14 protein-coding genes and 1 riboswitch are annotated in these 21,037 nt (G+C 59.4%); of the genes, 7 read left to right on the top strand and 7 right to left on the bottom strand.

The window, feature by feature from the left end:
- Nucleotides 1-120: 120 nt before the first annotated feature.
- Genes mmsB through chvE form a run of 3 tightly spaced genes read right to left on the bottom strand, consistent with a single transcriptional unit; the run spans nucleotide 121 to nucleotide 4,053 of the window.
- On the bottom strand, nucleotides 121-1,380 hold the full coding sequence (gene mmsB / locus AAID99_RS08955) for a multiple monosaccharide ABC transporter permease (protein WP_306414284.1): 1,260 nt from the start codon (nucleotides 1,378-1,380) through the stop codon (nucleotides 121-123).
- 5 nt (nucleotides 1,381-1,385) lie between these two features.
- Nucleotides 1,386-2,969 (bottom strand): multiple monosaccharide ABC transporter ATP-binding protein, encoded by a 1,584-nt coding sequence (gene mmsA / locus AAID99_RS08950; protein WP_498493679.1) that lies wholly within the window; start codon nucleotides 2,967-2,969, stop codon nucleotides 1,386-1,388.
- Nucleotides 2,970-2,973: 4 nt separating this feature from the next.
- Nucleotides 2,974-4,053: a multiple monosaccharide ABC transporter substrate-binding protein gene (gene chvE, locus AAID99_RS08945; RefSeq protein WP_498493678.1), complete on the bottom strand. Its 1,080-nt coding sequence runs from the start codon at nucleotides 4,051-4,053 to the stop codon at nucleotides 2,974-2,976.
- Nucleotides 4,054-4,833: 780 nt separating this feature from the next.
- On the opposite strand from chvE, the gene AAID99_RS08940 reads away from it, so the two are divergent.
- On the top strand, nucleotides 4,834-8,070 hold the full coding sequence (locus AAID99_RS08940; protein ID WP_498493677.1) for a Hint domain-containing protein: 3,237 nt from the start codon (nucleotides 4,834-4,836) through the stop codon (nucleotides 8,068-8,070).
- Between the two features lie 53 nt (nucleotides 8,071-8,123).
- Here the strand turns inward: AAID99_RS08940 and AAID99_RS08935 are convergent, their stop codons facing one another.
- The 4 genes from AAID99_RS08935 to AAID99_RS08920 form a co-directional block, all read right to left on the bottom strand.
- On the bottom strand, nucleotides 8,124-8,258 hold the full coding sequence (locus AAID99_RS08935; protein WP_264784125.1) for a hypothetical protein: 135 nt from the start codon (nucleotides 8,256-8,258) through the stop codon (nucleotides 8,124-8,126).
- A complete protein-coding gene (locus AAID99_RS08930) occupies nucleotides 8,255-9,001 on the bottom strand; it encodes a DUF3313 family protein (protein ID WP_188426207.1) in 747 nt (248 codons plus the stop codon). Before AAID99_RS08930 ends, AAID99_RS08935 begins: the two co-directional genes overlap by 4 nt.
- A 126-nt stretch (nucleotides 9,002-9,127) precedes the next feature.
- The gene (locus AAID99_RS08925; protein WP_188426206.1) at nucleotides 9,128-10,507 is read right to left on the bottom strand and encodes an ATP-binding protein; all 1,380 of its coding nucleotides are present in this window, start codon (nucleotides 10,505-10,507) and stop codon (nucleotides 9,128-9,130) included.
- A complete protein-coding gene (locus AAID99_RS08920; RefSeq protein WP_267312284.1) occupies nucleotides 10,504-11,223 on the bottom strand; it encodes a response regulator in 720 nt (239 codons plus the stop codon). Before AAID99_RS08920 ends, AAID99_RS08925 begins: the two co-directional genes overlap by 4 nt.
- A gap of 118 nt (nucleotides 11,224-11,341) precedes the next feature.
- Nucleotides 11,342-11,547: riboswitch (cobalamin riboswitch) on the top strand.
- Between the two features lie 135 nt (nucleotides 11,548-11,682).
- Between AAID99_RS08920 and AAID99_RS08915 the strand changes: the two genes are divergently transcribed.
- Genes AAID99_RS08915 through AAID99_RS08890 form a run of 6 tightly spaced genes read left to right on the top strand, consistent with a single transcriptional unit; the run spans nucleotide 11,683 to nucleotide 20,859 of the window.
- Nucleotides 11,683-12,063 carry a DUF1636 family protein gene (locus AAID99_RS08915; RefSeq protein WP_188426204.1) on the top strand — a complete coding sequence of 127 codons (381 nt, stop codon included), beginning with the start codon at nucleotides 11,683-11,685 and terminating at the stop codon, nucleotides 12,061-12,063.
- Nucleotides 12,060-13,082, top strand: a complete 1,023-nt coding sequence (gene cobW, locus AAID99_RS08910) for a cobalamin biosynthesis protein CobW (RefSeq protein WP_498493676.1) — start codon at nucleotides 12,060-12,062, stop codon at nucleotides 13,080-13,082. Before AAID99_RS08915 ends, cobW begins: the two co-directional genes overlap by 4 nt.
- A 3-nt stretch (nucleotides 13,083-13,085) precedes the next feature.
- A complete protein-coding gene (gene cobN, locus AAID99_RS08905; protein WP_498493675.1) occupies nucleotides 13,086-16,364 on the top strand; it encodes a cobaltochelatase subunit CobN in 3,279 nt (1,092 codons plus the stop codon).
- A gap of 25 nt (nucleotides 16,365-16,389) precedes the next feature.
- Nucleotides 16,390-17,694, top strand: a complete 1,305-nt coding sequence (locus AAID99_RS08900) for a cobyrinic acid a,c-diamide synthase CobB (protein WP_498493674.1) — start codon at nucleotides 16,390-16,392, stop codon at nucleotides 17,692-17,694.
- Entirely contained in the window at nucleotides 17,685-18,254 is a 570-nt protein-coding gene (locus tag AAID99_RS08895; protein WP_498493672.1) for a histidine phosphatase family protein, read from the top strand. Before AAID99_RS08900 ends, AAID99_RS08895 begins: the two co-directional genes overlap by 10 nt.
- A 58-nt stretch (nucleotides 18,255-18,312) precedes the next feature.
- The gene (locus AAID99_RS08890) at nucleotides 18,313-20,859 is read left to right on the top strand and encodes a TonB-dependent receptor plug domain-containing protein (RefSeq protein WP_498493671.1); all 2,547 of its coding nucleotides are present in this window, start codon (nucleotides 18,313-18,315) and stop codon (nucleotides 20,857-20,859) included.
- Nucleotides 20,860-21,037 lie beyond the last annotated feature (178 nt).

Here is a 21,037-nt window from a genome sequence, read left to right as displayed (position 1 = left end):
GTTAAAAAAGACCAATTCGGTCTCATTTATGTAACAGGAATGGGTCATTTATATGAAATATGGAAAAATCGGGTCGCAGGATCCGCTCCGGGGCGGACCCTGCTGGGTTGATCCGCTGCCTTACGCCCTGCGCTGGTTATAGACATCCACACAGACGGCACCGAGCAGAACGAGCCCTTTCAGAACCTGCTGATAATCGATGCCAATGCCCAGAATGGACATGCCGTTATTCATGAGCCCCATGATCAGGGCACCGATCACGGCACCGCCCACGCGTCCGACGCCGCCATAGGCTGACGCGCCACCGATGAAGCAGGCCGCAATGACATCAAGTTCGAAGCCGAGCCCTGCCTTGGGGGTGGCGGTGTTCAGACGGGCCGCAAAAATCAGGCCACCCAGAGCCGCCAGCACACCCATATTGACGAAGGTCAGGAAGGTGAGGCGTTCGGTACGAATTCCTGAGAGTTTGGCTGCGCGCACATTGCCACCCACAGCGTAGATCTGCCGCCCGATCGTCGTTCTGCTGGTCACGAAGCTGTAGATGCCAATCAAGAGCGCCATGATGATCAGCACATTCGGCAGGCCGCGATAGCTGGCGATGAGTGTCGCAAGATAAACGATGATACCGAAGACGGCGATATTCTTGCCGATGAAAAGGGGCATTGGCTCGACTTCGATGTCATTGCGCTGATAGCGCGTGCGGCTGCGCAGCGATGCCATGACCATCGCGCCTCCTACAGCGATGCCGAGAAGGAGGGAGGTCAGGTTGTAATGACCCAGTTTTGGCAGGAATTCGGGAATGAAGCCCGATGAGAGCTTCTGGAAGACTGTCGAGAAGGGGCCAAGAGACTGACCGCCCAGCAGCGCCAGAGCCAGCCCCTTGAAGACGAGCATGCCCGCCAGGGTAACGATGAAGGAAGGGATCTTGAAATAGGCAATCCAGTAGCCCTGCGCTGCGCCGATCAGCGCACCTGTCGCAAGGCAGGTCAGGGTGGTCACCAAAAAATTGCAGTGCAGTTGCACCATCAGCACTGCGGCGACCGCGCCGGTAAATCCGGCCACGGAGCCGACAGACAGATCGATATGGCCTGCCACGATCACCAGCAACATGCCGAGCGCCATGACCACAATATAGCTGTTCTGAAGCACCAGATTGGTGAGGTTGAGCGGGCGCAGCAACGTCCCGTTGGTCATGATCTCGAAAAACAGGCCGATCGCGACCAGCGAGATGAACATGCCATAATCGCGCAGATTATTGCGTATGAATCGCCTCATGGCGCCATGGCTGCTGCCCGGTGTCTGGCCGCTGGGTGCATTGCCGGAGGGTTTGTCTTTACCGGGGGCGGTATACCCGCCCGGAGTCAGAACGTGTTCGCTCATCTGGGTCACACTCCCAAGGCGAGGTTGGTCGCCTCGCTGGGTATGGAGGAAATGGGGAGGGGCGCGCTGGTGCTGCGGATAATGGCGCGCATGATCTTTTCCTGTGTGGCGTCTTCACGGGTGAATTCACCGACAAAGCGCCCTTCATTCATGACGCAGATACGGTCGCAGATACCGAGCAGTTCAGGCATTTCCGAAGAGATCACCACGCAGCCACGACCGCTATCGGCCATCTGCTGGATCAGGGCATAGATTTCGTATTTGGCCCCGACGTCGATCCCGCGTGTTGGCTCGTCGAGAATAAGCACATCAGGATTGGTAAAGAGCCATTTCGAGAGGACGACTTTCTGCTGATTGCCGCCCGAAAGTCTGCCAGCCGCCTGCTGCACGTCGGGCGAACGGATACGCATCCTGTCGCGATAATCCTGGGCGATGCGCAGTTCGGCAATTTCGTCGATCACCCCGTTTTTTGCGATACCACGCAATTCGGCAAGCGAGATGTTGTGGCGGATCTCATTGTTCAGATGCAGACCCAGCTCCTTGCGATCTTCGGTGACGTAAGCGAGACCCGCCCTGATGGCCCGGCTGACTGTCGAAACATCGACAGGCTTGTCGTGCATCGTCACCCTGCCGCTGATGCGGGTGCCGTATGATCGGCCGAACAGACTCATGGCGAATTCCGTACGCCCCGCGCCCATCAGCCCCGCAATGCCGACGATTTCTCCGGCGCTGACATGGAAATCGACATGGCGAATGACCTGCCTGTCAGGATGGAGCGGGTGCCATACCGACCAGTCTTCAACCGTCATCAGCTTCTCACCGATCTGCGGTATATGGGCAGGATAGCGATGCTCTAGATCGCGATTGACCATCAGCCGGATGATCTGATCCTCATCGGCAGGGCCATTGCGGCAGTCGATCGTCCCCACACTGCGTCCGTCGCGCAGCACCGTGATGCGGTCTGCAACGCGGGAAATCTCGTTGAGCTTGTGCGAGATCAGGATGGAGGAGAGCCCTTCTGCCTTGAAGGCCAGAAGCAGGTCGAGCAGAGCCGCACTGTCGCGTTCATTGAGGCTGGCGGTCGGCTCGTCGAGGATAAGCAAGCGCACCTTTTTCGAGAGCGCCTTGGCGATTTCGACAAGCTGCTGTTTGGCTACCCCGAGATGGGTGACAAGGGTTTCGGGGGCTTCGGTAAGGCCGACCTGACGCATCAGATCCCGGGCACGGGTTCTTGCTGTATCGCGATCAATTACGCCGTAACGGCCCGGCGGATGGGTGATGAAAATGTTTTCCTGCACCGAAAGAAGCGGGATCAGCGCCAGTTCCTGATGGATGATGATGATGCCGAGTGCTTCGGAACTGTTGATATCGGCAAAGCGGCGTGCTTCGCCGTCAAAGACAATTTGGCCGTCATAACTCCCGGCGGGGTAGACCCCGCTCAGGATTTTCATGAGTGTCGATTTGCCGGCGCCGTTTTCACCGCATAGCGCATGAATTTCGCCCGGTTCGACGGAAAAGCTGACATCACTCAAAGCTGTAACGGGGCCGAACCGTTTCGCGATGGCCTGCATTTCAAGGATCGGGTTCATGGCGCTACTCGATCTGGCTGGCGGTATAGTAACCGCTATCGATCAGGGTGGGGCGGATATTGGTCTTGGTCACCACAACCGGGGTGAGCAGATAGGCTGGTACGATCTTGACGCCGTTATTATAGGATTTCGTATCGTTCACCGGCACGGTCTTGCCTGCAAGCATGGCATCGACCATGTCAGCGGTTACGGCAGCGAGTTTGCGCGTATCCTTGAATATCGAGGAATACTGGTCGCCTGCCATGATCGATTTGACTGACGGAATTTCGCAGTCCTGGCCGCTGACATAGGCCATCTTCGTGTCGCCGCTGCCATAGCCTACCCCTTTGAGCGACGAGATGATGCCGATTGAAATGCCATCATAAGGCGACAGAACGGCGTCAAGATGACGGTCGGTGTAATAGGCGCTCAGCAGATTATCCATACGCGCCTGAGCAGTTGAGCCATCCCAGCGCAGGGTAGAGACTTTCTCCATGGTTTTCTGACCGGAGGGAATGACGAGCTTACCGCTGTCCAGATAGGGTTTGAGCACCGACATTGCGCCGTTGAAGAAGAAATAGGCGTTGTTATCATCGGGTGATCCGCCAAAAAGCTCGATATTGAATGGCCCCTTCGCCTCTGGCAGGCCAAGAGCCTTGGTGAGTGAGCTGGCCTGCAGCACGCCGACCTGAAAATTATCGAATGTGGCGTAATTGCTTACATCGGGTGAATTACGGATGAGACGGTCATAGGCCACTACCCTGACGCCGCGCTGCGCTGCCTTGTGCAATGTGTCTGAGAGGGTCGTGCCATCGATGGCGGCAATCACGAGCACCTTGTCGCCTTTGGCGACCATGTTCTCGACCTGGGAGACCTGATTGGGAATATCGTCATCAGCATATTGCAGATCGGTACGATAGCCGCGCGATTGCAGGGTTTTCACGATGTTGTTGCCATCGGCAATCCAGCGGGCGGAAGATTTGGTGGGCATGGCAATGCCGACAACCGGCTTCTCTTCAGCCGATACCGTAGCAGATGTTACGATACCGAAAAGACAGGTCGTGGCCAGAGATAAGCAGACAAGGCCAGTACGGATTTTGGTCATGGCGCGAAATGTCCAGGTAACGGTCTGCCGCGTGGTCATGACGCCGCAGGAGCCGATTGAGGGTTTGTGCCGCGAGTGTCGGTTTGTGCAGACACTTCGGCGGGGGAGAACAGCCGGATGACAGCCATCATCGGCAGATAGGCGTCGAATGTTCCTCCAGAACGTCTCGTCACGCAGGGGCGCAAGGGCTTCGCCCGAATCGTCACACATCATGATATAATCATCTCATTGTTGTGTGATAAATAACGAAATGAAACGTTGTCGGAAACGTGATTAACGTTTCGTATGGCTGAAATTGAGCCGCTTGCTTGCAGCGGGAGGCTCGTCGAGCGTCGCAGGAGGGGAAAACTGGCGTGGATGAAGCGCTGAGCGCCATCTGGTAAAAATGGGGCAGACCCGAATGCTTCTCATCGGGGAAATTCCTGCTCGCGAATCACGAGAATCGTGTTTCCACGAAAAACAACCCTTCTCAGCTTGTATTTGGCAAACACCTTGTCGTGATTTCTGTTTCTAGGAACATATCGCAAAACCCACAATATGAATTATCTAATGCGGAAATATAGTTTTTATTATTTATTAACAAAATTTGATGGCCATTAAATTTATGGGACGTATTTTGGGGAAATTTTAACGGAATGGATATCTCTTGAAATAGTTAACGAATGGTGTCAGCAAGGTGTTGTTCTAACGAATTTTTCCTTTTGCAAACTCTCGTTGTATACTTGATCAGATCGATCTGTATTCCGGGGGTGCAATGTCCTTTGGAGCGGATATCGAGAAATGGCTGCAGATCCTCATACAGCGGCACAGCGCTACACTCAGGTGGCTCTCAACGGCGAGGTATGGAGCGCCGTCAATGTCAGTGGGGTCACGCGCTACCAGAGCGGGGCCATTGTCGTTGATGGGCCGATTGTTCTGGGTGGCGCGACGACGCTTATCGTTACAGCTGGTGCGACAGCCTCCGGTATTCTCGGCGCAGGCACGGGAGGAAGCCCCAATGTGGTTGTGATGAGTGGTGGGACGCTCGCACACTCAACCATTAACAAAGGCAGTGTCACCGTAAGTAGTGGAGGCGTGACCAGCGGCAATGCATTCAGCGGCGATAGTGTGACGCTTGCTGCCGGTGGTAGTTCGGTCGCTGATGATTATTACGCCACAGGGGGATCGACCGGCGTGGTTTCCGCCCTTGCCGGCGCGCAGATGGCCAACGTCACGTTCACTTCGGGCATGACGCTGAGCGCGATTTCCGGTGCGAGCTTGTCAGACATCAAGGCTGATGCGTCTGCTGCCGTGTATTCGGGTGGCAAGGCGGTCAATTTCACGACCAGCAACATCACCATCAGTGACACGGTGGTGACCAGCCATGGTGTGGCGACAGGTGCACTGATCACAGGCGGTGTCTGGAATGCCGTCAATAGTCGCGGTGTTACGTATTATCAGAGCGGCAGCGTATCGATTTCCGGTCCGGTCTTCTTTGATAATGGAACGTTGAATATCACGTCCGGCGCGGTCGTTGACGGACTTCTTCAGGGCCAGAATGGCATTCCGACGGTCAATGTGCTGGCCGGTGGAAAGCTGATCAACTCCACGCTGAACAATGGTTATCTCATCGTTCAGTCCGGTGGTTATACCTCCGGCAATAACGGCAACTCGGAACAGACAACGATTTCGGCGGGCGGCAGCTCCGTAAACGATAATTTCTATACCAACTATGGTGGAAATGACTCGGTAACGGTTCTGAGCGGTGGCAGTATTACAGGGGTAAATGTCTCCAACACGACCCTGACGGTATCGAGCGGTGCGACATTGGGGTCATTCCACAACCTTTCAGGTGGCACGATCCAGATACAGCCCGGGGCCAATGTCGGTTCTGCAACGACCATCACCTCCAATCCGGCCACAGCCGATCAGCGCTACAAGCAGGTAACGCTCGGCGGAGAAGTCTGGAGCGCCGTCAATGTCGGCGGCCAGACAGTCTATCAAAGCGGTACGGTCACGGTCAGCGGCCCCATCGTCATGGGTGAGACATCCACCCTCGTCATCACCTCAGGGGCAACAGTTTCGGGTCTGCTTGCTGGTGCTGCCGGCGGTACCCCGACCATCACCGTCATGAATGGCGGCAAGCTGATCAATTCGACGGTAAATTGGGGGAATCTGACGGTTGCTGCGGGGGGATATACTTCCGGCAATGCGTTCAATGCCGATAAGGCGACCTATGCCTCGGGCGCCCAGTCTATCGATGACGATTTCTATGCGACCAATGGCCACACCGCGGTTATTTCTGCTGCTGCCGGTGCAAGTCTGACAGGCAGTATGGTCACGTCAGGCATGACCTTGAGTGCCCTTACGGGGTCGCTGCTCACCAGCATCAAGGCCGATCAGATGGGTGTGGTGATCTCAGGCAACAAGCAGGTCAATTTCACCACCAGTAATGTGACGATCGACTCAGGCGTTGTGACATCGCATTCACTGGCGACGGGGGCCTATCTGACTGGGGGCGTATGGTCTGCAGTCAATAGTGGTGGCGTTACCTATTACCAGAGCGGCAGTGTCTCGATCTCAGGGCCGGTCTATCTCGAAAATGCTACGCTCAATGTCATGTCGGGGGCTGTGGTCGATGGTCTTTTGGCCGGGCGTAGTGGCTGGCCTGTGGTCAACGTCATGGCCGGAGGCGTGCTCCAGAACTCCACCCTGAACAACGGCTATCTGAACGTGGCGTCCGGGGGGGTCACGTCCAATAATTATGGCAACTCCGAAGCAACGACTATTTCTTCGGGCGGCAAATCCGTCAATGACACGTTCTATACGACCTATAACGGCAATGACTCCGTTACAGTTCTGGGCGGGGGATCGATCTCGGGGGTCAATCTCTCGAACACGACCCTCACCGTTTCCAGCGGTGCGACCCTGGTGCCGCCCCTCAATCTGGGCAGCGGTGCAACGGTTACGATCTACGGCGCGGCAGATGTCTGCTTCCTTGCTGGCACGATGATCCGTACGGCAGAGGGTGAAACGGCAGTTGAGGATATCAGGATCGGTGATGAGATCCCGACTTTCGATCCGCAGACACAGGAGGCTGTTCTGCGCCGCGTTACCTGGGTGGGTGAAAAGGAGAAGACGGTCGGCCACAGCCTGTCAGCCAATCTTGCCGATTATCCTGTCCGCATTCTTAGGAATGCTCTGGCTGAAAACATGCCGCACAAGGACCTTCTCGTGACGGCAGAGCATTGCCTGTATCTCGGTGGCGGTTTTGTGCCGGTGCGTATGCTGGTCAATGGGCGCACCATCTTCAGCGATACCAGCATCACGACCTATCATTACTATCATATCGAAACCGAGCATCATGCTGTCATCTGGGCCGACGGTGCCCTGACGGAGAGCTATCTCGATACCGGCAATGCCCGGACCTTCGCCCAGCCGGGTGCTGTCAAACGTCTCCCGGGCCAGGCAAAGACATGGGAGCAGGACGCCGCCGCTCCGCTGCTTGTTGCGCGTGATGCGGTTGAGCCCCTGTTCAACGACCTGCTTGCACGTGCCATCCATCTCGGGACGGAAAGCCGCCTGACCACACCGGAAATGACGATGGATGCCGATCTCCATCTCATGACCGAGAAAGGCAAGATCATCCGCAAGCTGCGCGAGAACAAGGACCAAGTGACGTTCATGATCCCGCCCGGTACGCAAAGCGTGCGGCTGTGCTCGCGGGCAAGCCGCCCCTGTGACGCGATTGGTCCCTATGTGGATGATCGTCGTCTGCTGGGCGTTCTGGTCGGCAGCATCACGCTGTTCGATGCCACGGAGACGGTGGAACTGACTCGACATCTCTCCGGCGAGGCGCTGGATGGCTGGCTCGGAAGCGACGCCTGCCCCTGCCGCTGGACCAACGGCAATGCCTTGCTCGAGCTCGATCTTGGGGCAAGAGACACGGTCTCCATGCTCGCGATCCAGATTGTGGAGGGCGGCCCCTATCTGGTCGACGCAGATGCCCGGGATCAGGAAATGAGCCTGAGCGCCTGATCGGGAAACGGGGTCTCTTTCCTTGCGAAGAGAGACCCCGGATTATTATGCATTCATTCACCGCCCTCAGGCGGGCGAGGGGTGAAAACCAGCGCAAGGCAGGTTTCGATGGCCATCAGCGCATGGCGATCGACAAACAGGCCGAGCAGGGGCCAGTGGCGGCGCAAAGTGAGGCGAAAAGGGCTCATGAGGGGCTTTTTCCTCCGACATAGGCAGGAGAGGCAGAGGCCAGACCCGTCTTGAGCACCTCTTCTTTCATCAGCAAGGCCGCCAGATGAAAAGCGCGTCGTGCATGGGCATAGGGCAGCCACTGGCCGACCATGTTCCACGGCATCCCGTTATTATAGGTCGCGATGGCCAGAACCGGCGCACCGGTTGCGGCATCGGTGGCGATCAGTTCCTCGCTTGCTCCGCCGGGGGCTGGCGGTGGAATGGGTGGCAGGCCGCCACCCGCTGCACCGGCAGCAAATCCGGCCACGATCGGCAGGGCATTATAGTACCATTTGCTGCGGCGCAGATTGGTGATGGCCGCGCTGATCCTCAGAGTGCCATGGGGCATCATGGCCACTGGACCTGCAGGCAGGATCTGGAAATCTTCGCCCAAAGTCTTGCGTAGTTCGGCTTCGAAGGCTCCGGTCATACGAGCCTGTATGTCGGGCTTGAGCACCGGAGCATTGCGCACGGGGTGCCACAGAACCGGATCAATCACCGCATAACGATAGCCCCCCGGATGCAGGCCGGGCGCAATATAGACAAGATCGTCCGTATGGCCCTTGGGGTGAGTCATCTGCCCGTAGGTTTCCGGTGCGATAAAACCGGTCCGGGTTGTTTTCTGCCCGGCACAGCCCGCCAGAAGCAGGACGCCGGTGCAGGAGAAGAGCAGGGACACAAGGCGTTGCGCCGGAAGGCGGCAAGAAAGCTGAGGGGGCATGGCGGGCTTTACCTGTGAGAGGGAAAACGAAGCCCCGCATGAAGGCTGCGTCTGATCAGTCTCTGATGCCCGCGTGATTTTTCAGGGTGATGTCCCGACTATATGAAAGCTGAAACAAAGGGCGAATTAACGGGGCCCCGGCAGGGAAACGCAGACATCGAGCCCGCCTTGCTCCCGATTATTCATGGCAATATCGCCCCCCAGCGCGCGTATGATCGTGCGGGCAGAGGTTAGACCGAGCCCAACGCCCCCCGTCTGGCGATTGCGCGATTTATCGAGGCGGAAATAGGGTTCGAAGACAGTCTGCAGAGCCGCTTCCGGCAAGCCCGGCCCATTATCCCTCACGATGATGGTCGCGCTGCCATCCGGCGCCGGTGAAAGCACGATCTGCGGCGCGGTGGCATATTTGATGGCATTTTCGACAAGATTGGAAAACACACGACGCAGCGCATAAGGAGGCCCGTTATATCCCGTTCTGTCTGGTCCGACGAAGCGCACGTCATGACCCTGATCGGTATAGTCATAGGCGATTGTCTGAAGCAGGTTCGACAGATCGAACATCGTGTTTTCCTCGCGTGAAGCATCGTCACGAAAGAAGGACAACGCGCCGTCGATCATGGCCTGCATTTCATCGACATCGCGAAACAGCAGCTTCTGCTGGTCCGTATCGTCGATGAATTCACCGCGCAGCCGGATACGGGTGAGCGGGGTTCGCAGATCATGGGAAATGGCTGCGAGCATGGTGGTGCGGTCGGTAACGAATTTGCGTATCTGCGCCTGCATTGCGTTGATCGTTTCCACCACCAGCCGGATCTCACGTGGGCCTTCTTCACTGAGCGGCATCAGGCGGGGCTGTGCACCCAGATTACGCACGCCATAGGCCAGATGTTCGATCGGGCGTGAGAGTTGGCGCGAGGCGATGGCGGAAACAGCGATGATCCACAGCGACAGCAGCACGGCTTCGAGACAGAGACGTTCAAAGGCATAGAGACCCCAGAAACGCTGCAGCGCGACACATAGGATCCAGCTTCCGTCGTCGCATTGCAGCGCCGCAAAATAGGAATCGTGAAAAACCGAGGGGTCATAAGGCAGGCCGGGCAGTTGCGAGACCGGATTGTCTACCTGAAAGACGGCAAGCCTCTCGGGCCGATGCGCCAGATAGGGTTTGAGGAACTCCCAGCCCTGTTCGATCTCGGCGGGGCGGTACTGTCCATGCAGCAAAGCCGTGGCAATGGCCGAGCCGGAGGGATACCAGCCAAAACGAAGCTGGTCGGTCGCCGCAGCTTGTGTCAGGGCCTGTCGTGACGCGGCAGGGGCAGCCTGGGTCATGCGGATGACGGTGGCTACCTGGGCGGGGAGTCCGGTCTCCTGAATATCCGGTTTGGTCCAGCGGCCGCCAAACAGGAAGAAGAGTTCAAGCAACAGCAGGGTGACCCCGGCAGCTAGCGCCACGGTCACGATCAGACGACGCGTGATCGTGTCGTCCAGAAACAGGTTTCGGCTCATGCGCGTCTGACCGTCGTGGCAAACATGTAGCCGCCATTGCGCACGGTGCGAATGAGGCTGGGATTTTTCGGATCGGTCTCGAGCTTGTGGCGCAACCGGCTGACCTGAACATCGATACTGCGGTCAAAGGCGGCATGATCGGGGCCGCGTGCCATGTCCATCAACTGGTCGCGTGTCAGCACACGCTGGGGATGCTCGGCAAAGGAAAGCAACAGGTCGAACTCGCCGCCTGACAGCATGACGAGTGCGTTTTCACTCGACCGCAACTCACGGCGGGCCACGTCAAGCTGCCAGCCCCCGAAGCACAGGACCGGTCGCGTCGATGGCGAACTGGGAGCAACCGGGTCGACGGTGCGCCGCAGCACGGCCTTGACGCGGGCCAGCAGCTCGCGCTGGTCGAAAGGCTTGGTCAGATAGTCATCAGCGCCGATTTCGAGCCCCACCACGCGATCGGTATGGTCAGCCATTGCCGAAAGCATGATGACCGGCAGGCGCGATGTTGTTCGCAGGCGCTGGCAGAGGCTGAACCCGTCTTCATTGCGCAGCATGATATCGAGAATCACGAGATCGACCGGCTGGGCCTCAAGCAGGGCGAACATGGCCTCACCATCTTCCGCCGTCGAGACGCGGTACTGGTGCTTACGCAGAAAGCTGGTCAACAGCGTCAGGATATCCTGATCGTCATCGACAACGAGAAGATGCGGCATGGGGGTCATCCCTCGTTCGTATCATGGAGCCAGACCGCCATGATGTCGGGGGCAGACATGATGTTTCAAGATGGAAATAATGCATCGACCGGCAGGGCCTCGCGCTTTGCATGGCGTGTTCGAAACCTGCTAGGACAGGCGTGACGGTGCCTCGCAAGGGGTGAAAAGGGAAGCGGGTCCGGGCAGAGATGCCCCAGTCCCGCGCTGCCCCCGCAACTGTAGGTGATGTCAAACCCCTGCCACGATCCCACTGGAACTCTTCCGGGAAGGGGGCAGGAATTTCGGGAGACCGGCATCACAAGCCAGGAGACCTGCCGTCAGTTCGCTGATTTCATGGACCGGCGGGGTGCCCGGATCGTGACGGATTGCATTTTGTCGAATGCGACAGGTCGGTGCATGCGCCGGCAATCATCACTGCGCCTTGTTTTCGGCCCCTGTTGCGGGGATGAGCAAAAAGCCCGGATTGTCATGAACGCGCAGCCCAAACCCGTTTTTCATGTCTGCCAGACCTGCGCCTCAGGCGGGCAGGCCCTGCATGATGCCCTGATCGAACTGGCAGATCCTGATCTGGTCGCAGTCGAGAGCGTGCGCTGTCTCGCTGCCTGCCGGCAGGGCTGCACCGCGACTCTCTCCATGCCGGGAAAATGGTCATGGCTGCTTGGTCAGCTGAGTCCTGAACTGGCGCCAGACCTGCTTGTCTATGCGCAGGCCTATGGTCGCTCGGCATCAGGCACGGTCATGCCATCCAGACGGCCTGACTCGCTGCGCGATATCATTCTGGGGCGTTTTCCTGCCCAGAATCCTGCTGCTCCTGCCCCACAACATGCCGTTCCGGAAAGCGTCTCATGAGCAAGATTCCTGTCACCATCATCACCGGCTTTCTTGGCGCCGGAAAGACCACGCTGCTGCGCCATCTGATCGCGCAGTCCAATGGTCGTCGCATCGCCATCGTCGTCAACGAATTCGGCTCGCTGGGCATTGATGGCGAGACGCTGCGTGGATGCAGCATTCCGAACTGCCCGGAAGAAGATATCGTCGAACTCACCAATGGCTGCCTTTGCTGTACCGTGGCGGATGATTTCATCCCGACCATGGAGGCGCTGCTCGATCGGCCGCAGCCGCCAGAGCATATCGTGATCGAGACATCGGGCCTTGCCTTGCCCAAGCCTTTGCTCAAGGCGTTCGGCTGGCCGAGCGTGCGCACGCGCATGACGGTTGATGGTGTGATTACCGTTGTCGATGGTCCGGCGGTGGCCGCAGGACGTTTTGCCGATGACCCTGAGGCCGTAGCGAAGCAGCGTGAAGAAGACGAGTCACTCGATCACGACAATCCGCTTGAGGAGGTCTATGAGGATCAGCTCGATTCCGCCGATCTGGTCGTGCTGAACAAGACCGATCTTCTCGATGAGGCGGCGCTTGCCAGCGTGGAGGCGGCTCTCGCTGGTCGCAAGCGCCGCGTGCGCGTTATCCGCGCCCGTGAAGGTCAGGTTGATCCCGCCGTGCTGCTCGGCCTTTCTGCTGCTGCCGAAGATGATCTGGCTGCTCGCCCGTCCCATCATGATGGCGCTGACGAACACGAGCATGACGATTTCACGAGCTTTGTTCTGCCCATCAGGGAGCAGGAAACTGTGGAGCGTTTCATCGCCCGCCTCGAGCATGTGGCGCTGACGCATGATGTGCTGCGGATGAAGGGCTATGCGCCCATCGCCGGGAAATCGCTGCGGCTGGGTGTGCAGGCAGTCGGTAGTCGCATCCGCCATGCCTTCGAACCATGGGGCAATGCCGCGCAGGGCGAGGGCAGGCTGGTCGTGATCGGGTTGCATGGGCTCGATCCAATTGCCGTGCAAAACAGCTTCGACGCTGGCTGAGCCATGCATCTTCTCTTTCGGGAAACGCATGATCTGGACGGGCAGGCCATGGCCGAGGATCTCGGTCATGAGCCCGCCGATCTCGTTCTGCTGTCTTTTTCCGAAAGCGATCTGCTCGGGCTGAGTGCCGTGCATGGCACGCAGGACCCCAGCCTGCGCGTGGCCACATTGTCTCGCCTGCGCCACCCGATGTCGGTCGATCTCTATCTCGAGCAGACCATTGCCCGGGCGCGTTGCGTGGTGGTGCGTCTTCTGGGGGGCACCGAATACTGGCGCTATGGTGTGGATGAACTGCGCGCCCTTTGTCGTGCACGGTCCATTCCTCTGGCATTCATAACGGGAGAGGCCACGCCCAACCCCGCGCTGAAAGCCCTGTCGAACGTCGATATTGCGCAATGGGAGCGTCTCGACGGACTGTTTCGTGAGGGGGGCGCCCGCAATCTGCGATGCGCCCTGACCCTTATGGCCAGCCTTGCCGGGCTGGCGCCGGATGATGGCGCTATTGCCGAGGCCCTGCCGCCCGCCGGTGTCTATCGTCGGCTTGGCACAGAGCGGACAAGCCGAGTTCTGCTGGTATTCTATCGCGCTCACCTGCTCGCGGCCGATCTCGACGGGGTCGATGCCCTTGCCGAGGCGCTATATGAATCCGGTCTTGGCGTTGACCTGATCTATGTGGCCTCGCTCCGTGCGCCGAGCGTCCTGCCTTTTGTTGATCGCTGGATGATGGAAGAGCCGCCGGAGATCATTCTCAATGCGACCTTTTTCGCTGCGCGTGGCGATGACGGCACCCCATCCGTGCTTGAGGCGGCGCAGGTGCCGGTGGTGCAGATCCTGCAGCCGAGCACGACCCTGGTCGCCTGGCAGAAATCGGGTCGTGGCCTGTCGCAATCGGATCTGGCGATGCAATGTGTGTTGCCTGAACTCGATGGCCGACTGACCGGCACTCCGATTTCGTTTCGCGACGAGGCAGCGCCCGGCCTGCCTGCAAGACGCGTTGCCCATGCACCGGGCATTGCGCTCATGGTGCAGCAGGTGCAGGGCTGGCTTCGTCTGGCGCGTCAAAGCCCGGCGGAAAGGCGTCTCGCGCTCGTTCTGTCCGATTATCCCGGTGCAGAAGGCCAGGCGGCCCATGCGGTCGGTCTCGACGGGTTTGCAAGTGTCGAGGCTATCACGACACTGCTGCGGGACGCTGGTTATGCCATTACCTCTGTCGAGGCGTCCGCCCTGCCCGAGGCGCTGTGTCAGGCGCCGATGCAGCGTATTCTCGAAGCAGGAGCGTACCGCCTTTTATTCGAGGCTCTGCCCGAGGGGTTTCGTGAGAAGGTCATCGCGGCCTGGGGCGCGCCGGTTCAGCCCATCGAGGCCCGGTTCGTCGAACTGGGCACTATGGTGGTGGCGCTGCAACCGGGGCGGGGCAGGGCAAGCGAGCGCAAGGCGCAGTATCACGATCCTGATGTGCCCCCCTGCCATGCCTATATCGGTTTCTATCTCTGGCTGCGCGCAACACGCGCAATTTCGGCCATGATCCATCTTGGCACGCATGGCACGCTGGAATGGCTGCCGGGCAAATCTGTCGCGTTGTCCGAAAGCTGCGCGCCCCCTGTGCTGCTTGGGGATGTGCCTGTCATCTATCCGTTCATCGTTAATAATCCAGGCGAGGCTTCTGCGGCCAAAAGACGTCTTGGCGCGGTCATGATCGGCCATATGACGCCACCCGTTCAGCGCGCCGGGCTCGATAGCGCCATGGTCGATCTCGAAAGGCTGATCGACGAATATGCCGAAGCCGACGGGCTGGATCGTCGGCGCGGGGCATTGCTGCGGCGCCAGATCCTCGATCGGGCCGCAGATCTCGGCGTACTGGCAGAAAGCGGCGTGGCAGGCGGCGAGACGGATGAGGCCGAAGCTCTGGCCCGTCTCGACGCCTATCTCTGCGATGTGAAGGATCTCCAGATACGTGACGGGTTGCACGTGTTCGGCTGTCAGCCGCCCCGTCACGGCGCGCTGGTCGAGATGCTGGCAGAATCCGCTCAAGTAGCCTCTGATATCGTCACCTCCCGCCTCAATGCCTGCCCTCAGGCCGAGCGACAGGCGCTGCTTGCCGCACTGGACGGGCGTTTCGTGCCGCCCGGTCCTGCGGGTGCCCCCACACGCGGGCGTCTGGATGTGCTGCCGACAGGGCGTAATCTCACCACCATCGACCCGCGCCTGCTGCCAAGCCGCGCTGCGCTGATTCTGGCGCACAAGACCGCCGATCTGCTGCTGACGCGCCATCTTCAGGAAGAAGGCGAGAATCTGCGTCATCTCGTGCTCGATCTCTGGGGCAGCGCCACATTGCGCACAGGGGGCGAGGATATGGCGCTCGCCTTTCTGCTTATGGGCGTGCAGCCGCTCTGGGATGCGACGAGCGGGCGGATTTCCGGCTTCGAGATCGTGCCGCTCACGACACTTGACCGCCCCCGCGTGGATGTGACCCTGCGTATTTCAGGCCTGTTTCGCGATGCCTTTCCGGGATTGATCGCGCTTTTCGATCAGGCCGCCCGCGCCGTTGCGGCCCGTGCGGAAGACGAGGCATGGAACCCGCTCACACGTGATCCCGATGCTTCTCGCATTTTTGGTGCGGCGCCCGGCGCTTATGGTACCGGGGTCGAGGCCGCGCTGGCCGAGGGCAACTGGCAGACCCGCGATGAACTTGGTCAGCTTTATCTCGACGGGTCGCAATGGAGTTATGGCGGCGACCGCGAGGCAGTGGTTGATGCCGAGGGGTTGCGCGCGCGTCTGGGGCGCGCCGAGATGGTGCTGCATATCCAGGACCATGCAGAAACCGATCTGCTCGATGGTGTCGATACTGCCGCGCATGAGGGAGGCCTTGCTGCCGCCGCCGCGATGCTGGGCAACACGCCAAAGCTGCTCCATGGCGACACCAGCCAGCCGGAAACGCCGAAACTGCGCGACGTGTCGCAGGAAGTAGCCCGCATCACCCGAGGCAGGCTCGCTAACCAGCGCTGGATTGCGGGCATGATGCGCCATGGTTATCGCGGCGCGGCAGAAATGGCCCGTGGCGTTATGGCGCTTGAGGGCTATGCTTCTACCCTGCCCACGCGCTTTGACCGACAGATCGATCTGGCTTTTGCCGCCCTGCTTGAAAATGACGATCTGCTGGCATTCTTCGAGGCGCATAACCCGCAAGCACTGTCGGATATGAAAAGGCGTTTCGCCTCGTTGCGTGATCGCGGCCTCTGGCAGTCGCGCCGCAATATCGTTGCGCAGGTACTGGAGTCATGAGGCCCCGCAAGAGGAGAGACACGTCATGAGCCGTGTGTTGATGGTGGCAGCGCCCCGCTCGGGTTCAGGCAAGACAAGCGTGACGCTGGCGCTTCTGAGCGCCTTCCGGCGTCGCGGTCTGTCGGTGCGGGCGTTGAAGACAGGGCCGGACTATATCGACCCAGCCTTTCATCAGGAGGCTTCCGGCGTGCCCTGCGCCAATCTCGATAGCTGGGCCATGTCAGGGCCGGCGCTGGAATCCCGTCTTGCCCGTGCCGGGGAGGGTGTCGATCTGGTGATCGTGGAATCCTCGATGGGGCTGTTCGACGGGCTTGCGTTGCCGGATGGGCAGCGCGGTGCAGCCTCCGATATTGCCGCGCATTTTGCCATGCCGGTTCTGCTCGTGCTGGATACGAGCGGGCAGGGGCAGAGCGTGGGGGCCGTCGCGCAGGGGCTGTCGCAATGGGACGAGACAGTTACTGTCGCGGGCGTCATTCTGAACAACATCGCCTCTGACCGTCACGAAAAACTCTGTCGCGCCGCGCTGAAAGAGCCTTTATGCGGCGTGTTCAGGCGTGATCGATCAATCGTGCTGCCAGAGCGCCATCTGGGTCTGGTTCAGGCCCGTGAACGGGGCGATCTGGCGGGGTTTTTCGACTCCCTTGCCAGCAAGGCGGAAGCTGAACTCGATCTGGATGCCATTTTCGCCCTGTCGCGTCCGATCGCTGCAACCGGCGTCAAAGGGGCCTCACTCGTGAATCCGCCGGGGCAGCGCATAGCGCTGGCTGACGACGCCGCCTTCTCCTTTCTCTATGCGCATCTGGCGGAAGAATGGCGTGAAGCAGGGGCCGAGATCCTCCCGTTCTCGCCGCTGCGTAATGAGGGGCCGGATGAAAGCGCCGATTGCTGCTGGCTGCCGGGAGGCTATCCCGAACTGCATGCCGCAGCCCTGGCCGCGGCCACTTCATTTCATGAGAGCATGCGCCGCTTCGCGCTGACGCGACCCATCCATGGAGAGTGCGGTGGGTTCATGGTGCTGGGGGCCGGGCTGGAAGACAGTGAAGGCACGACTCATGCCATGCTCGGGCTTCTGTCTCACGAGACATCCTTCTCCAGGCGCAAGATGGCGCTCGGTTATCGTCAGGCGCAGCTTTTGCAGTCTTCTGTTCTGGGGCCGGAAGGGACGAGGCTGCGCGGGCATGAGTTTCATTATGCCCGAGTGACCGATCCCGGCAGCGATGCCGCTTTTGCCCGGTTACAGGATGGCGAAGGCAACGATCTCGGCGTGGCGGGCGCGCAGCGCGGTCAGGTGTCAGGCACGTTTTTTCATGTGCTGTCTCGATGGGACTAGAGGCATCTTTTTCAGTTCTGCTGGCGCGTCATCCGCCCGTTCTGGGGACTGAAGGGCAGTGCTACGGGAGGCGGGACGTGCCGCTCGCACCAGGCTGGGAGCGCTTTGTCACAAGATGGGGCGGGCAGGGGGCGGTTTATGCCTCACCCGCGCAGCGCTGTCAGCGCGCCGCCGTCTTTCTGGCGGGTGGGGCACCTGTTCAGACCGATGCGCGGTTGCTCGAAATGGATTTTGGCGCATGGGAGGGTCAGAACTGGTCTGCCATCCCGCGAGAAGCGCTCGATGACTGGGCCGCTGATCCGTTCGGTTACCAACCGGGCGGAGGAGAAAATGTCGAGGCGCTCATCGCGCGTGTCACGGCTTTCTGGCGCGATCTCCTGTCCAGGGCGGAGAACTGCCGCGTGGTGACCCATGGCGGGCCGTTGCGCATCATGAAGGCACTTGCAGAAAACCGGGCGTTTCAGATGGGAGACCCGGCGCCCCCGCAGGGCGAAACAATTCTGTTGCATTTTTTCAACAAGAACGGCGCATTTGTTGCGCAAAACCCCCCACTCCGTTGACAATATGCAACAGACCAATGAGGAGTAGGCTAATCCTGAATCATTGGTAAGGTTTATCATGTTGGTACGCTCCCGGTCTCTCCTGCCATCAGTTGCACGCAAGGGGATCCTGTCCCTTATTGCCACGACGTGCCTGATGTCCTGCGGGGCCGAGGCATTGGCGCAGACAACAGCAGGAACCGCGACTGACAGCGTCAGTCATCCCGCCGCAAACAAGACCCAGCCTGCCAGGTCGGCAAAGCCTGCTGCCAAGAGCAAGGCGCTGCGCACGCGCCAGTCTGCGCCGGTTACGGCGGGCGACGCCGATGGTGGCAGTGAAGCCATCGTCGTGACCGGTACACGTGAGATTGGCAAGAAGGCGCGCGATGCGATCGCGCCGCTCGATATCATTTCGCACAAGCAGATTGCGGCAACAGGTCAGGGCACGCTGCGCGATGCGCTTGCGCTGCTGCTGCCCTCGCTCACCACACCGACAGCCGGTTTCGATGCCGGTGCGATGACGGACACGATCAGCCTTCGTGGCCTCAACCCGAACGAGACGCTCGTTCTGGTCGATGGCAAGCGCCGCCACAACACGGCCAATATCTATTCCAACCCCGGCCCGCAGCAGGGGTCGACGGCATCCGATATCGACATGATTCCGATGTCGGCCATTGATCATGTCGAGGTGCTGCGCGACGGCGCATCGGCCCAGTACGGCTCGGACGCCGTGGCCGGTGTGGTCAATATTATTCTCAAGAAACAGGCGCGCGGCTTTCACGCCCAGAACATCACCGGCATCACTTCCGAAGGCGATGGCTTTCAGCAGGGTGTCTATCTTGATGGCGGGGCAAGCCTTGGGTCGCGGGGCTTTGTGCATGTCAGCGGCGATTTCGTGCATCAGGATCACACCTATCGCAGCGCCGCCGACAACCGCACGGGTACCTATCAGAACAACATCCTGAGCCAGCCCGAGCAGACGCGCGAGAGTGTTGCGGTCAATGCCGGATATGATCTGACAGACAACATCCAGCTTTATGCTCTGGGCACCTATGCCCATCGCCATGCCGAATCCTATCAGAACTATCGTCTGGCCTCGTCGCTGAACGCCTATCCCGGTTATCAGGCGATCTACCCTTGGGGGTATTCGCCGGTCGAGACGCTGAACGAGAATGATTTCGAGCTCAAGGCCGGTGTGAAGGGCGATTTCCAGGGCTGGCACTGGGACGTTTCGAGCGTCTATGGCCGCGATTACGACGATATCGGTCTGATCAACTCGGTGAACCTCTCGATCAACAAGGCGACGGGCCGCACACCCACCTCGTTTGACGTGCAGGGCTTCAATAACCAGCAATGGACGAATGATTTCGATTTCAGCCGCAAATTCGAGTTCAGTGGCTGGCCGCACAGCGTGAATTTCGCCGGTGGCGCGTCCTATCGGTATGAGGGCTATTCGGTCGGCACGGGCTCGCCGGATTCACTCTATGGCAACGGATCGGACGCGCTTGCGGGCACGAACCCCGGCAATGCAGGGAATTACAGCCGTGACGTGGCGGCAGGCTATCTTGATATCTCGACCTATCTGGCCAAGGGGCTGCAGCTGGATCTGGCAGGTCGCTACGAGCATTACACCGATGTAGGCAACACCCAGAACGGCAAGGTCTCGTTGCGCTATGACATTACGCGTCGCATCGCGCTGCGTGGAACGATCAGCAACGGGTTTCATGCACCGACGCTTGCCCAGAAATACTACTCGGCACTCAATATCTCGCCGACTGCAGCCCGTGGGTTGATCGGCGCAGGCTCGCCCGGTGCACTTGCCAACGGGTCGTCTGGCCTCAAGCCCGAGCGCTCGACCAATGCGGAAGGCGGGTTCATTGTCGAGCCGATCCGCAACCTGCATGTCACGACCGATATCTATCAGATCAACATGCGTGACCGGATCATGCCGGGCGGCAATATCTCGGGTGCGACGGCAATCAAGGCCATGCAGCTCAATGGTTTTGCGCTGCCATCCGATATCGGCACATGGAATCAGAGCGCTATCACCGCCAACTGGTTCGGCAATGTGGCCAGCACCCGTACGCAGGGACTTGATATCACTGTCACCTATCTGACCAAGCTCGGCGCTTTCGGGCGTATCGACTGGGATGCAGCGATCAACCTCAACCGTACCCGCCTGTCGCATCAGGCCACCAACCCGCTTACCGGCGGGCCACTGCTCAATGCGGCCTCGATTGCCTATCTGACCACGGCCTATCCGCGCAGCAAGATCATCTTCGGTGGCAACTGGACCCATGCGAAGTGGATCATCGGCCTGCATGAGATCCGCTGGGGCCAGACGACCAACCAGCTCACCTACTATGCACCCGGCCCCTACCAGTTCAGCACGACGCATTTTCTGGAATACCAGAACAAGCCGAAATGGACGACCAATCTGGACGTGAGCTACCGGATCACCCCCCGCTGGACAGCCACGATCGGCGGCAACAACATCTTCTCGGCCTATCCCAGCCGCGTGCCTGATGGAAACCGCTATCTCGGCGCGCCGCAATATTACATGAGCACCTCGCAGCTCGGCATTAACGGTGGCTACTACTATTTCCGCGTGAACTACGATCTCTAAGCGGAAAATTAACGAGGCTCCTTCCAGGCTGTGATCGGTTCTGCCGATCCAGCAATGATTTGTCATGATCGCTTGACGTCAGATTTAACGGTGTTTTTTCCGCTTCCATGGGTAGCTGATCACGGATACGGCATAAAAACACGACCGGCAGGGTCCAAAAAACCTGTCGGTTTTCTTA

The sequence above is a fragment of the Asaia sp. Ae19-3 genome (assembly GCF_059801175.1).
This window is presented reverse-complemented; position numbering and strand designations above follow the sequence as displayed.

Coding starts and splice junctions, on each gene's coding strand:
- AAID99_RS08930 (WP_188426207.1), bottom strand. CDS start 9,001: ATGCCCCCTCAGCTTTCTTGCCGCCTTCCGGCGCAACGCCTTGTGTCC.
- AAID99_RS08920 (WP_267312284.1), bottom strand. CDS start 11,223: ATGACCCCCATGCCGCATCTTCTCGTTGTCGATGACGATCAGGATATC.
- cobN (WP_498493675.1), top strand. CDS start 13,086: ATGCATCTTCTCTTTCGGGAAACGCATGATCTGGACGGGCAGGCCATG.
- AAID99_RS08900 (WP_498493674.1), top strand. CDS start 16,390: ATGAGCCGTGTGTTGATGGTGGCAGCGCCCCGCTCGGGTTCAGGCAAG.
- AAID99_RS08915 (WP_188426204.1), top strand. CDS start 11,683: ATGAACGCGCAGCCCAAACCCGTTTTTCATGTCTGCCAGACCTGCGCC.
- chvE (WP_498493678.1), bottom strand. CDS start 4,053: ATGACCAAAATCCGTACTGGCCTTGTCTGCTTATCTCTGGCCACGACC.
- mmsB (WP_306414284.1), bottom strand. CDS start 1,380: ATGAGCGAACACGTTCTGACTCCGGGCGGGTATACCGCCCCCGGTAAA.
- AAID99_RS08895 (WP_498493672.1), top strand. CDS start 17,685: ATGGGACTAGAGGCATCTTTTTCAGTTCTGCTGGCGCGTCATCCGCCC.
- cobW (WP_498493676.1), top strand. CDS start 12,060: ATGAGCAAGATTCCTGTCACCATCATCACCGGCTTTCTTGGCGCCGGA.
- AAID99_RS08925 (WP_188426206.1), bottom strand. CDS start 10,507: ATGAGCCGAAACCTGTTTCTGGACGACACGATCACGCGTCGTCTGATC.
- AAID99_RS08890 (WP_498493671.1), top strand. CDS start 18,313: ATGTTGGTACGCTCCCGGTCTCTCCTGCCATCAGTTGCACGCAAGGGG.
- AAID99_RS08940 (WP_498493677.1), top strand. CDS start 4,834: ATGGCTGCAGATCCTCATACAGCGGCACAGCGCTACACTCAGGTGGCT.
- AAID99_RS08935 (WP_264784125.1), bottom strand. CDS start 8,258: ATGAGCCCTTTTCGCCTCACTTTGCGCCGCCACTGGCCCCTGCTCGGC.
- mmsA (WP_498493679.1), bottom strand. CDS start 2,969: ATGAACCCGATCCTTGAAATGCAGGCCATCGCGAAACGGTTCGGCCCC.